The sequence below is a fragment of the Caulobacter sp. FV2ps19 genome, assembly GCF_058681035.1.
Genome location: NZ_CM178729.1, coordinates 1,594,567 through 1,607,818, shown reverse-complemented (window position 1 = coordinate 1,607,818; position 13,252 = coordinate 1,594,567). Strand labels below are relative to the sequence as shown.

Sequence of the window (13,252 nt, the reverse complement as noted above, 5' to 3'; positions counted from 1 at the left end):
CGTCGGCTCACTGGCCGTGCGCATAGACTCCGAACATCGCGCCCACGAAGCCGCCGGCCTTCTTGGTGCTGAGCATCGTCCCGTCTGCGCCGGCCTTCAGCGTCGTCCAGGCCCCGGGCGTCACCGCGTAGGCGAAGTCGTATTCGCCGCCGCGGGCGGTGATCTTCAGGTCGATGGACTGGCCGGGCTTCAGGGGCAGCGGGGCCTGGGCCACCACCACGCCGTCGACGGGATCGGCGGGACCGGCGCGGCGCTCCAGCCGCAGCACCGGCTTGCCGTCTGACTGCACGGCGCCCAGGAAGTAATAGAAGTCGTCGTTCTGCAGCACCGCCAGACCGGCCTTGTCGCCCTCGGCTTTCAGGCTGGCGCGGACGGTGACCTGGGCGCTGGCGTTGATGTGCTGCTGGCGACGGGCCCAGAACGAGGGCTGGGTCTTGTCGCCCAGCTTGTCGGGGCGCGCGGTCAGGGTCAGGACGCCATCCTTGACGCTCCACCAACGGCTTTGCGGGATGCGCATCGTCATCCAGTTGAGCGGCAGATCAGGACCCTTGAAGGTCTCGGCCGCCGTGAAGGCGCCGCTGGTGGGCGGGGGCAGGACCTTGGGCGCGGGCAGGTCCGGCGCCGTGGCCACATAGGGGATGGTCTTGCCGTTCTCGAGGATCACCGGCCAGCCGTCCTTCCACTCGACCGGCAGCAGGAAGGTCTCGCGGCCGGTGTTGTAGAGATCATCGCCATAGGGCCGGACGGCCAGGAAGGTCGCCCACCACTGGCCATCGGGCGTATCGACCAGGTCACCATGGCCGGCCGAGGTGATCGGCAGCAGGCGATCCTTGGGCAGCCCGCGCTGGGTCAGGATGGGGTTGTCCTTGTACGGAACATAGGGGCCGAGCACGGTCTTGGCGCGCAGCACCACCTGGCTGTGGCCCTCGGCGGTGCCGCCCTCGGCGGCGGTCAGATAGTACCAGCCGTCCTTCTTGAGGATATGCGGCCCCTCGGGCCAGATCGGCTTGGTCGAGGGATCCACGCCCTTGTCCAGCAGCACGCTGCGCGGGCCGATCGTCTTCTGGGTCTTCTGGTCGTATTCCTGGATCCAGATGGCGCGGTGGCCCTGATATTCGGCCGGGCCGGGCGGCTCGTCATTGTTGACGATCCAGGCGCGGCCGTCGTCGTCGAAGAAGATCGAGGCGTCGATGCCGCCCACCTCCGGCAGCCACACCGGATCTGACCAAGGCCCCTTGGGGTCCTTGGCGGTGATCAGGAAATTGCCCTGACAGTCGACGCAGGTGTTGAGGATGTAGAACGTGCCGTCGTGCTCCTCGATCGCCGGGGCGAACACGGCGCGCGACAGGCCCAGGCGCTTGAAGTCCAGCATGCCCGGCCGATCGATGGCGTTGCCGATCTGCTCCCAATGCACCAGGTCGCTGGAGTGCCAGACCGGCAGGCCAGGGAACCAGGCGAAGGTGGAATTGACCAGATAGTAGTCGTCTCCAACCCGGGTGACGCTGGGGTCGGGATAGAAGCCCTGCAGGATCGGGTTGCGATACTGGCCCTTGGCCGCCCTGACCTGTTCATCGACCGGGTCGCGGCCCTGATAGACGAACTGGCTGAAAGCCGCCGTGCCGGGGGCCGGCGCGGCAGCCGGCGCGGCGTGGGCGGCGGTGACCATCAGGGCCAGGGTGAAGGCGGTCAGGGTCTGGCGGATCAACGGCTTACTCCACATCATCATAGGGGCCGTTCGGCCATGGCGATCTAGCGAACAGGCGCGGCCTTCAGCGCCGCCGCCACCGCTTCACGCAACGGCTTGGGCTGATAGGCGTCGTCATACAGGGTCGGCCGCTTGGGTTTCTTGTCCTCGCGCAGCCACTGGTTCTGCAGCCAGGAATATTTGTCGACCATCCCCCAGGCGATGACCTCCTTGGTCTGGCGGTAGTCGAGCATCAGATCCAGATAGGCCTTGCCATAGGCGGCCACCGCAGCGTCGCGCGCGGCGAAGTCATAGGGCAAGCCCTTGTCGTGGACGTCGAACTCGGTGATCAGCAGATCATAGCCCATGCCGACGGCCTCATCGATAAAGGCCCGCCAGGCCTGTTCCTGAGGCCGGCCAAAGCCGGTGAAGCTGTCGGCGTTCTCGGCCCCGATATGGCTCTGGACGCCCAGGGCGTCGATCGGCGTACCGCGCTTGCGGAAGCCCTCCAAAAGCTTCAGGACGCCGGTGCGATGGGCTTCGTTGCCGACTTCCCAGCTCATATAGTCGTTGTAGACGAGGCGCGCCTTGGGCGCGGCCGCCCGCGCGGTGTGGAAGGCGGTGTCCAGCACCGCCTCATGGCCCATGGCGTCGGAGAACACGGTGTCGCGGATCGAACCGTCCTTGGGATCAACCGTCTCGTTGACGACGTCCCAGGAGATCATCTGCGGATAGTGGGCGCAGACGGCGTTGATGTGCTCGACCAGCATGGCCTCGGCCTTGGCGGCGCGGGCCGGGCCCGAGCCGAAGTCGTGGGTCTTGATCCAGGCCGGGAACCACTGCGGGTGATGCCACAGCAGGGTGTGGCCCCGCAGGGCCTGGCCATTGGCCTTGGCGAAGGCGGCGATGCGGTCGGCGCGCTCGAAGGCGAAGCTGTCGGGACCGGCGGCCCGCAAGACGTACCACTTCAGCTCGTTTTCCGGCACGAGCAGATTGCACTCGTCGGCCAGGATCTGGCGATAGCGGGCGTCCTCGAACGAGCCGGTCAGCGACCCGACAGGACCGGCGCCCACGGCGCTGCCGAAATAGAGGCCCTTGTCGCGGGCCAGGCTGGCCAGCGACGGACCTTGGTTCGATGCGGCGAAGGCGGGCGCGGCCGCCAGGGTTCCAGCGGCGGCGCCCAGGGTCAGGGCCTGGCGACGGGAGAGGGACGAAGGAGACTGGCGCATTTAAGGACCTTGGCAAGAAAACCGCGCACCGCCCAGAGACGATGCGCGGGTTGAGGTGCAGGAGTCGCCAATTCCTGAGGGAGAGGCAACAGCTTCCAGACCACCGCGCCGGCCCGAGCCTGGGGCCGGCGCGGCGGTCTGAACCCTAGAAGTTCGCGCGCACCACGACGGTGTAGCGACGGTCGTTCATGAACCACGAGCGGCCGGTCTTCAGCAGCTCATCGTTCAGGACCTGGGTGGTCTTGGTGGTTTCGTTGAGCAGGTTCACGCCCTGGACGCCGATCTTCACCTTTGGATTGACGCTATAGAACAGCGAGCCGTCCATCTGGCCGGTGGCCTCGTTCATGATCGGCGCAAAGGGCACGATCACGTCGCGGACCGTCAGCAGGAAGTCCGAGCGCCAGTTATAGGCCAGACGGGCCGAGATCGGGCCCTTCTCATAGATGGCCGCGAAGTTGGCGTTGTACTTGGACAGGCCCTGCAGCGGCAGCTTGCCGGTGTCGACCGTCGTCACGCGGCCGGCGGCCACGTCGGGGTCGGTCGCCGACAGCGTGCTTTGCGGCACGCCCTTGCTGTCGATGTAGCTGAAGTTGGCGTTGATGCCGAAGCCGTCCAGCGGCTTGGGCAGGAAGTCATAGAACTGCTGATAGCCGATTTCGAAGCCCTTGACCTTGGCCTTGACGTCGGAGTTGCCCGGCGTGGTGATCAGCACGTCGAACGTTGCGCCGTTGTTGGTGAACGGCAGGCGCGCCGTCGTGTTGGTGGCGACGTCGGTGAGCTCCTTGTAGAAGGCCGCGACGGTCAGCGAGCCGACCGAGGCGAAGTACCATTCCACCGAAGCGTCATAATTGGTCGACTGGGTCGGCTTCAGATAGGGATTGCCCACCGTGACATTGCCGCTGGGCTGGCCGTTGCTGATGCCGTCGGCATTGGTGTTGATCGCCAGGTTATAATAGTTGCGCGTCAGGCCGATCTCCGGCGGCGTCACCGTCTTGGATGCGCCGAGGCGATATTGCAGCCCGCCTGGCATCACGACCTTCAGGTTGAAACTGGGCAGCCAGTAGTTGAAGTCGGCCTTGACCGTGGTGGCGTTGACCGCGCCATTGGCCCACAGGCGGGCCGAGGCCCGAACCGAGGGGGCCAGTTGACAGAACGGGGTCGGCGTCTCGCCATCAGGCACGATCGCGCACTCGGCGTCGGTTGAGAAGTTGGCGTTCGGGAAGGCCTGGAAGCCATCGGCCACGCGCTTGGTGGCGGTGTAACGCAAGCCGATATTGCCGCTCACCCGGGCCGATCCCATGTCGCCCTTGAAGCGCGACACCAGATAGAAGGCCTTGTTGACCTCGTTGATCGGGTTGATTTCCTGCGGCAGGAAGGGCGAGCCGGCGATGACATTACAGCGTTGGGCCAGCGGCACCCAGTTCTGCGCGCAACCATTGGCGCCGTTGCGGGCGCGCCATTCGTCGCCGACCGACAGGGCGAAGTCCGAAGCGGCCTTATAGTTCTCGGCGGTGTTGCCGCTATAGAACAGGCGAGAGTCGGTTCCGGTCGGCAGGGGCGTCTGGCCGCGCATGAAGTTGGCGAAGCCGTTCAGCATGGCCTTGCTGGTGCTGTCGACGCCGGTCGTGCCCAGCGCGCCGTCGGGGCTGGGGACGCCGTCGATCCTGTCGCTCAGCCAGACAGGTCCGCCTTCGCCCCAGATTTCACTGAGAACGCCCCAGTTATAGGTCGAGAAGCGGGTGGTCTGATCCCGCTCGGCCCAGCGCACGCCGGCCTTGACGGAGTCGAACCAGGTGTCACCGGCGAACTTGTATTCGACGTCGAACCTGACGGCGTCCTCTGTGCCTTCCGACTGCTCGATGTGGTCCATCGCCGAGCGCCAGAAGCTGTTGTACGGATCGCTCAGATTATTGTGCATGCCCCGGTCATAGGACGGGCAATTGTTGTTGTAGGGCAGGCAGTTGGACTGTGTCAGGCCGCTCCCCGGCGCCGTGAACAGCACCGTCGGCAGGTCATTGCCGTGCAGCGTGATTGACGCGTTCTGGAACGTCGAGGCCCAGATCCCCATGCTGAGAACGTCAACCGTGGAGTCGACGTGCTGGGCGTCGAACTGGAAGCCCCAGGTCTCGTTCGGCGTCCATTTGAAGTTGAAGCCATAGTCGGACGTGACGTTGGAGATCTGTTCGTCGCGACGGATATTGTTCGACTGCAGGCCGTCGATCGGCGTGCGCGGATCGGCGCCGTTCTGGTCGGCGCGCCAGCCGGTGGCGCCGGTGATCACGCCGTTGGTGAAAACGCCGCGATCGTCGAAGGTGAAGCTGGTGCCGTCCACCGGACGCGAGTCGCCATTGCTGGTGACGTTGTCGGTGGCGATTTCCATCGCATGTTCGGTCGTGTTGCTGGTCGAGTCCGACCGCAGGTACTGGAAGGCCGCCTGCATCGTGCCGTCATTGCTCTTCCACTGCACGGCCGCGGCCTGGCCTTTGCGCTCGCGGTCGGTGTTGGTCGACCGGAACGCCGCGCCGCGAGGGAACCACACGCCTCGCGTGCCATTGCCGCAGTCGGCCGCCGTGGAGCCCAGATTGGTGCGGCAACCGAAGTTCGACACCTGGATGGCGTCGCTGCGGGTTTCCAGCTTGGAATCGACCAGGCTGGCCAGGATGCCGAACTCGCCGAGGGGGGTGTCGAACCGGTCGCTGTAGAGCACCGAGAAGGTCGGCTTCCACGACTTGACCATGTCGCCATAGCTGTTCTCCAGCGACAGCGACAGGATGCGCTTGCTGCTGTCGAACGGCAGGCGCGTGCGCAGGTTGACGGTGCCGGAGATGCCGCCCTCGATCATGTCGGCCGACGGACTTTTGAACACGTCGACGCCGCCGAGCAGTTCCGAGGGCACGTCGGCGAAGCTGAGGCCTCGACCGTTATTGGCGGTGAAGCTGTCGCGGCCGTTCAGCTCGGAGCGCACAAAGTTCAGGCCGCGCACGACGACGCCGCTGCCTTCGGTCGAGAAGTGGTCGGGATCGACGCCGGCGGCGAACCGGTTGATCGACACGCCGGGCACGCGCGACAGGGCCTCGGTCACCGACCGGTCCGGCAGGGCGCCGATGTCTTCGGCGGTGATCGAGTCGCCGATGATGTCAGATGACTGCTTCAGCAACTGCGAGCTCTTCAGGCTCTGGCGGATGCTGGTGACCACGACCTCATCGACGCCAACGGGCTCATCAGCCTGGGCCTGAGCGTAGGCGAAGGCCGGAACGGCGCAGATCGCGGCGCCCAGCGCCACGGCCGAAGCTCCGCATTTCAAGCCTGAAATCAATGAATTGTGCGCACGACGCACCAACGGCTTCTGGATCGAGCCCATGTGTGTTCCTCCCCTTTTTGGTTAGCGTCTGAAGCGCTACCATTGGTCGTGTTACCGCGACCATTTTGGTCAGATCACTTGGCCGCGCCTTGGATGTCAAGCGTTGCCAGCGGCCCGTCGGTCCCGTAGCGATGGGCTGGAACCCAGGGCTTCAACGCTCGAAATCTGCGGTTTTTGACGCTCTGCCGCCTGGATTTCGCATCTTACGGGGTCCGGATCCGCAGATCAGAGGCCTGGCCACACCCGTCGCCCGTACCCATTTTGGTTACAGAATGGTAACAAAAGGCGACAGTGTGGTGGATATGCACCACGGCTCCAAGGTCAGACGCCAAGTCTGGCCGGGCCAAGGGGAGACCGGGAGGAGAACGTCATGACGGACACAACCGGCATCCGGAAGATCGTCATTGTCGGCGGTGGAACCGCAGGATGGATGTCCGCCGCCGCCCTCAGCGCCGTGCTGGCCGATGCTCGCCTGACCATCGAACTGGTGGAATCGGCCGAGATCGGAACGGTCGGGGTGGGCGAGGCCACCGTGCCCCATATCCGCAGCTTCAACGCCAGGCTGGGCCTCGACGAGGCCGATTTCATGCGCAAGACCCAGGCGACCTACAAGCTGGGCATCGAGTTCCGCGACTGGGGCCGGCAAGGCGACAGCTACATCCATCCGTTCGGGGCCTTCGGTCAGCCGATCGGCGGCGTGGCCTTTCACCAGCACTGGCTGCGGGCGCGAGCACGGGGGGAGGCAGACGCGATCGAGGCCTACAGCCTGCCGATCATGGCCGCCCGTCGCAACCGCTTCGCCCCGCCCTCCCCCGACCCCCGGTCGCTGGGCTCGACCTTTTCCTACGCCTACCAGTTCGACGCCGGCCTCTACGCCCAGTACCTGCGGGACTATGCGCAGGCGCGCGGGGTCACGCGCACCGAGGGCAAGATTCTCGATGTCAGCCTGCGGGGCGAGGACGGCTTCATCGAGGCCGTCACCCTTGAGAGCGGCCAGCGGATCGAGGGCGATCTCTTCATCGATTGCTCGGGGTTTCGGGGCCTGCTGATCGAACAGGCGCTGCACACCGGCTATGAGGACTGGACCGCCTGGCTGCCCTGCGACCGGGCCGCCGCCGTGCCGTGCGACGCGGTCGAGCCGCCCACGCCCTATACCCGCGCCACCGCCGACGCCGCCGGCTGGCGCTGGCGCATCCCGCTGCAGCATCGGGTCGGCAACGGCTATGTCTATTGCAGCGACTATATCAGCGACGACGAGGCGGCCCGGGTTCTGGTCTCAAAGCTGGACGGCAAGGCCCAGGCCGATCCGCGCTTTCTGCGGTTCGTGACCGGCCGTCGCAAGAAGCAGTGGAACCGCAACTGCGTCGCCGTCGGCCTGTCGAGCGGCTTCCTGGAACCGCTGGAATCGACCAGCATCCACCTGATCCAGCTGGCCATCACCACCCTGCTGGAACTGTTCCCGCAGCGCGACTGCGCCCAGGCCGACCAGGACGACTACAACAGGGTCATGGACCTGGAATTCGAGCGGATCCGCGATTTCCTGGTGCTGCACTATCACGCCACCCAGCGCGACGACTCGCCGTTCTGGATCGACCGGCGGGCCGCCGCGATCCCTGACAGCCTGGCCTACAAGATGGACCTGTTCCGCGACCGGGGGATGGTGGTGAACTATCGCGACGGCTTCTTCCTGGAGCCGTCCTGGCTGGCCGTCTATCTGGGCCAGAACATCCTGCCGCTCAGCCATGACCCGATGGCCGACGTCCTGGATCCGGCGCGGACGGCCCGGGCCCTGGCCGAGCTGAAGGCGGCGGTGGCGCGCACGGCCGAGGCGATGCCCGACCACGCGGCCTTCCTCCGCGCCCATTGCGACGCGCGGGCGGTGGCATGACGCCAGCGACCCAACGCCCCCTCCCTCTGGGCCGCGTGGCCATCATCGGGAGCGGCCTTGACGCCTGGATGACCGCCGCCGCCCTGGCGCGCGCCACCGCTGGGCAGGCCGCGATCCGGGTGGTCGAGACCGGGCCGGAGGCGACCGGCGCGCGCTCCACCCTGCCCGCCCTGCGGTCGTTCCACGCCTTGCTGGGCCTGGACGAGACAACGCTGATGGCCGCCACGCGGGCGACCTACAAGCTGGGATGCCGTTTCCAGGACTGGACGCCGAGCGCCGCCCATTGCGACGCCTTCGCCGAAATCGGAGCCCCGCTGGAGGGCGTAGGCTTCCATCACTACTGGACCCGCCTGCGCCAGACCGGCGAGGTCGCGCCGCTGGAGGCCTTCAACCTGGCCGCCGTCGTGGCCGAGCTGGGCCGGTTCGCGGCCCCCAGTCCTGACCCCCGCTCACCGCTGTCGACCCTCGCCTACGGCCTGCATCTGGATGCCGGACTCTATGTCGGCGTGTTGCGCGACCTGGCCGTCCGCCATGGCGTCACGGCGACACAGGGTGCGGTGGCGGAGGTGATCCGCAACGGCGAGACCGGCGACATCGACGCCGTGGTCCTGGCCGATGGCGAGCGGGTCGAGGCCGAGCTGTTCATCGACGCCACCGGCCCCGCCGCCCGGCTGATCGGCCAGGCCCTGGGCGAGCCGTTCGAGGACTGGTCAGACCTGCTGCCCGCCGACCGCGCGGTGCGGGTCTCCGCCCCGGCCCAGGATGACGCTCCGCCCCTGACCGAGATCGAAGCCGTCGCCCAGGGCTGGCGCTGGCGGATCCCGCTGCGCGGGTCCCTGGACACCGGGATGACCTATCGCGCCGACCTGACCTCGGATGAGGCGGCGCTGGAAGCGCTCAAGGTTGGCCTGGCCCGGGACGGCCTATCGGAACCGCAATTCCGGACCCTGACGAACGGCCGGCGAACACGGGCCCAGGTCGGCAACTGCGTGGCCATCGGCGGCGCGGCAGGCGGGATCGAAGCCCTGGACTCCACCGAGCTGCATCTGATCCAGAGCGGCGTCGCCCGGCTGATCACCCTGTTCCCGCGTCCCGGCGGCGGACCCGTGGCGGCGCGGGAATACAACCGCCTGGGCGCGGAGACGCTCGAGCGCATGCGCGACATGGCGATCCTCCACTATCGCCGGGCGGGCCGCCGCGACGGCGCGATCTGGGATCTGGGCCGGGAGGCCTCGACGCCCGACGCCCTGGCCTACAAGATCGCCCAGTTCGAAAGCCGCGGCCGGGTGGTGATGTATGACGAGGAGACCTTCCTCGAACCCAGCTGGATCGCCGCCTTCATCGGCCATGGCGTGCTGCCGACCCGCTATGATCCGCTGGCCGACCGCATGCCGCTGGACCGCGCGCGCGCGACCCTGGACCGCATGCGGGCGATCTTTCGTCAGACAGCGGAGGGGTTGCCGAGCCATGGGCAGGCGCTGGTTGTCCGTGCCTGAAAATCCAAACATCCCCGCCTTCCCGGGCCTTGTGCCCAGGACCCATGGCGGCCGCCAGCACGGCGCCGGCCTTTGGAGCCCCTGTGTGGCCACGCAACGTCCTGAAATTCAGCGCGAGCCGCAGCCATGGGCCCTGGGCACAAGGCCTAAGGAGGCCATCTCTGTTGCTTTGATCGATATGAGCCGGTCGCGCCCATGACCCCCAACCCCATCCGCAAGGTGCTGATCGTCGGCGGCGGCACGGCCGGCTGGATGACGGCGGCGGCGCTGGCCAAGGTGCTGAAGGGCGTGCAGATCACCCTGGTCGAGAGCGACCAGATCGCCACGGTGGGGGTCGGCGAGGCGACCATCCCGCCGATCACCACCTTCAACCAGATCCTGGGCATCGACGAAGCCGACTTCATGCGGTCGACCCGGGCCAGCTTCAAGCTGGCCATCGAGTTCGTCGACTGGACCGGGCCCGGCTCGCGCTATCTGCACCCCTTCGGCGGTTTCGGCCTGGATATCGAAGCCCTGAAGTTTCACCAGATCTGGCTGAAAGCCCAAAGCGAGGGCTCGACCCAGCCGCTCGACGACTTCAACCTGTCGGCCATGGCGGCCCGGATGGGCAAGTTCATGCTGCCCAGCAAGGACCCCGGCCAGGTGCTGTCGAGCCTGAAATACGCCTTCCATTTCGACGCCGGCCTCTATGCCCGCTATCTGCGGTCCTATGCCGAGGCGCGGGGCGTGACCCGCCGCGAAGGCCGGGTGGTGGATGTGGGCCTGCGGGGCGAGGACGGCTTCATCCGCGCCGTCACCCTGGACGGCGGGGCCGAGATCGAGGCGGACCTCTATATCGACTGCTCGGGCTTTCGCGGCCTGCTGATCGAGCAGGCCCTGGACACCGGGTTCGAGGACTGGAGCCATTGGCTGCCCAATGACCGCGCGGTCGCCCTGCCCTGCGAGACCGGCGGCGATGGTCTCACGCCCTATACCCGCGCCACCGCCGATACGGCCGGCTGGCGCTGGCGCATCCCGCTGCAGCACCGCACGGGCAACGGCTATGTCTATTCCAGCCGCCATATCAGCGACGAGGACGCCCTGGCCCGCCTGCGCGCCACCCTGGACGGCCCGGCCCGCGCCGAGCCCAACCTGATCCGCTTCAAGGCCGGGCGCCGCAAGCAGGCCTGGGTCAAGAACTGCGTCGCCATCGGCCTGTCGTCGGGCTTCCTGGAACCGCTGGAAAGCACCAGCATCCACATGATCCAGACCGGCATCACCAAGCTGCTGGCCCTGTTCCCCGACCGGGGTTTCGACCCTGTCGAGATCGCCGAATATAACCGCCTGACCAGCCTGCAGACCGAGCTGATCCGCGACTTCATCATCCTGCACTTCAAGGCCAATGACCGCCCCGAGCCCTATTGGCGAGAGGCCCGCGAGATGGAGATCCCCGAGAGCCTGCAGCGCAAGATCGACCTGTTCGCGGCGCGCGGGCGCCTCTTCCAGTCGGACTATGACCTGTTCGCCGAGCCCAGCTGGCTGGCGGTGCTGCTGGGCCAGAACATCCGCCCGCGCGGCTATGACCCGCTGGTCGACAGCCTGGACGCGCAGCTGGTGCGCGGCCAGTTGCAACGTCTGGCGGCCCTGGTGCGCCAGACGGCCGAGGCCCTGCCCACCCACGACGCCTTCATCGCCCGCTACTGCGCGGCGCCGCCCTTTGAGACGACCGCATGATCATCGACAATCGCCTGGGCCATGTGGTCATCGTCGGCGGCGGCACGGCCGGTTGGATGACCGCCGCCGCCCTGGGCCGTTTCCTGACCAAGGACGGCCACACGCGCGTGACCCTGGTGGAGTCCGAGGCCATCGGCACGGTGGGGGTGGGCGAGTCGACCATCCCGCAGATCAACATGTTCAACCGCATGCTGGGCCTGGATGAGAACGCGTTCGTCCGCAAGACCAAGGCGACGTTCAAGCTGGGCATCGAGTTCGTCGACTGGAAGGAAATCGGCCACAGCTATCACCACCCGTTTGGCCCCTACGGCGTCGACATGGAGGCGGTGTCGTTCCACGCCTACTGGCTGAAGCTGCACGCCATGGGTGAAGACAACGATCTAGGGGCCTATTCCCTCAACACGGTCGGGTCGCGGCAGTCGAAGTTCATGCGACCCAACGGCCAGGCCAATTCGCCGCTGGGCTCCATCGCCTACGCCTTCCAGTTTGACGCCGGCCTCTACGCCCAGTTCCTGCGCGACTATGCCGAGGCGCGCGGGGTGACGCGGCAGGAGGGCAAGATCGCCTCGGTGCAGCAGAACGGCGAGAGCGGCTTTGTCACCTCGGTGACGCTGGAGAGCGGCCAGGTCATCGCCGGCGACCTCTTTATCGACTGCTCGGGCTTTCGCGGCCTGCTGATCGAGCAGACCCTGAAGACCGGCTATGATGACTGGTCAAACTGGCTGCTGAACGACCGCGCCGTGGCCGTGCCCTGCGCTCTCGGCGGCTCGCGGGCGCCGATGACCCGCGCCACCGCCCGCCCGGCCGGCTGGCAGTGGCGCATCCCGCTGCAGCATCGGCTGGGCAACGGCTACGCCTTTTCCAGCGCCCATATCAGCGAGGACGAGGCCACCGCCTATCTGCTGGACCATCTGGACGGCGAGCCCCTGGCCGATCCCCGGCTGATCCAATTCACCGCCGGCCGCCGGCTGAAGAGCTGGAACAGGAACGTCGTCGCCATCGGCCTGTCGGCCGGCTTCATGGAGCCGCTGGAAAGCCAGTCGATCCACCTGATCCAGGTGGGCATCGCCCGGCTGCTGGCCATGTTTCCCGACCGCGATTTCCGCCAGCCCGACATCGATCGCTACAACCGGGTGATGCGGTTCGAGTACGAGACGATCCGCGACTTTCTGATCCTGCACTTCAAGGCCACCCAGCGCAGCGATACGCCGTACTGGGACGATCTGCGCGAGATGGCGATCCCCGACTATCTGGCCGACAAGATCGCGGTGTTTGAAAGCTATGGCCGGATCTTCCGCGAGAACGAGGAGCTGTTCAATGACACCTCATGGTTCGCGGTGATGGTCGGCCAGGGCCTGAGGCCCAAGGGCTATGACCCGATGGTCGATGTGATGAGCGACGACGAGCTGCGTCGCCGAATGGCCGAGATCAAGGCGGTGATCGCCCGCTCGGCCGAGGTGATGCCCGACCATCTGGACTTCATCCGCGCCCATTGCGACGGGATGTAGAGGGCGCCGGCAGATTGGTCGGCCTGCGTCACGCCGATGGACATCTTGAAGGTCTGGTGTTGGGCTGGTCGCCAATTTCCGTTCCCGACCCTAGTCGGTTGTCAACGCCGTGCGTCCTTCGAGGCCCGCTGCGCGGGCGCCTCAGGATGAGGCGTTTTTTGGCGACTGAATTCCTCATCCTGAGGTGCGAGGCGTAGCCGAGCCTCGAAGGACGCAGTGTGGCGCCCGCTCGCCCCCTTCCAGGAAGTTCACGACGTCCGCTTGTCGGTGTCCAACGGCGTGACCCGACCCAACCCGCCGTGTGGCGCAAGGCGCGCCGTTCGCCTGCGTTCTCAAGGCCTGGCCTGAACCCAAAAAAACGGCGCATTCCGGG

The 13,252-nt window shown here is 66.8% G+C and carries 7 protein-coding genes; 4 read left to right on the top strand and 3 right to left on the bottom strand.

What is annotated here, in order from left to right; genetic code table 11:
- Nucleotides 1–7: 7 nt before the first annotated feature.
- From ACW18B_RS07710 to ACW18B_RS07700, 3 genes are all read right to left on the bottom strand, one after another.
- Entirely contained in the window at nucleotides 8–1,705 is a 1,698-nt protein-coding gene (locus ACW18B_RS07710; protein WP_492050922.1) for a glycoside hydrolase family 43 protein, read from the bottom strand.
- 44 nt (nucleotides 1,706–1,749) lie between these two features.
- Nucleotides 1,750–2,913 (bottom strand): endo-1,4-beta-xylanase, encoded by a 1,164-nt coding sequence (locus ACW18B_RS07705; protein ID WP_492050921.1) that lies wholly within the window; start codon nucleotides 2,911–2,913, stop codon nucleotides 1,750–1,752.
- Between the two features lie 145 nt (nucleotides 2,914–3,058).
- On the bottom strand, nucleotides 3,059–6,196 hold the full coding sequence (locus tag ACW18B_RS07700; protein ID WP_492050920.1) for a TonB-dependent receptor: 3,138 nt from the start codon (nucleotides 6,194–6,196) through the stop codon (nucleotides 3,059–3,061).
- A gap of 448 nt (nucleotides 6,197–6,644) precedes the next feature.
- On the opposite strand from ACW18B_RS07700, the gene ACW18B_RS07695 reads away from it, so the two are divergent.
- The 4 genes from ACW18B_RS07695 (at nucleotide 6,645) to ACW18B_RS07680 (ending at nucleotide 12,879) form a co-directional block, all read left to right on the top strand.
- Nucleotides 6,645–8,162 (top strand): tryptophan halogenase family protein, encoded by a 1,518-nt coding sequence (locus tag ACW18B_RS07695; RefSeq protein WP_492050918.1) that lies wholly within the window; start codon nucleotides 6,645–6,647, stop codon nucleotides 8,160–8,162.
- Complete coding sequence (locus ACW18B_RS07690; RefSeq protein ID WP_492050917.1) at nucleotides 8,159–9,658, top strand: tryptophan halogenase family protein; 1,500 nt, start codon at nucleotides 8,159–8,161, stop codon at nucleotides 9,656–9,658. Before ACW18B_RS07695 ends, ACW18B_RS07690 begins: the two co-directional genes overlap by 4 nt.
- A gap of 195 nt (nucleotides 9,659–9,853) precedes the next feature.
- Entirely contained in the window at nucleotides 9,854–11,371 is a 1,518-nt protein-coding gene (locus tag ACW18B_RS07685) for a tryptophan halogenase family protein (protein WP_492050915.1), read from the top strand.
- The gene (locus ACW18B_RS07680) at nucleotides 11,368–12,879 is read left to right on the top strand and encodes a tryptophan halogenase family protein (protein ID WP_492050913.1); all 1,512 of its coding nucleotides are present in this window, start codon (nucleotides 11,368–11,370) and stop codon (nucleotides 12,877–12,879) included. The genes ACW18B_RS07685 and ACW18B_RS07680 overlap by 4 nt, the downstream gene beginning before the upstream one ends.
- Nucleotides 12,880–13,252 lie beyond the last annotated feature (373 nt).